Raw genomic sequence first — 396 nt, 5'->3', positions numbered from 1 at the left:
GGTCCGCGCCGGGACCAGCTGCCCGGCAGAAACAACTCGCCCAGGCGCGGCAAGCGTTCGAATGGCTAGCGGCCGGGTCGTCGTCGGTGCAGCAGCAAGCGTTGCGGGACTTCGACCGCGCCGCGGCGGCGTACTTTGCCGGCACCCACCGGCGGCCGACATGGCGCCGCAAGTTTTTCGACGAGGGATTCTGTGTCCGCGATAGCCGCGTCGAGCTGATCAATGGCAAGTGGGCGCAACTGTTTGTACCCAAGCTCGGGTTCGTGAAGTTGCGGCTGTCCCGCCCGCTGCCGTCCGGCAAACTGGGCATGGCCCGGATCACCTGTAAGGCGGGCCGCTGGCATGTGGCGTTCCCTGCCCCACAACCGTCGGTCGCTGCCACGCAGGACAGAGATG

At 67.4% G+C, this 396-nt stretch carries 1 pseudogene; it reads left to right on the top strand.

Annotation, left to right across the window (positions count from 1 at the left end):
* A pseudogene (locus tag AC5Y47_RS25675) lies at window positions 1–396 on the top strand (RNA-guided endonuclease TnpB family protein); the annotation flags it as partial.

This window comes from Mycobacterium sp. NGS22 (assembly GCF_059813095.1).
This window is presented reverse-complemented; position numbering and strand designations above follow the sequence as displayed.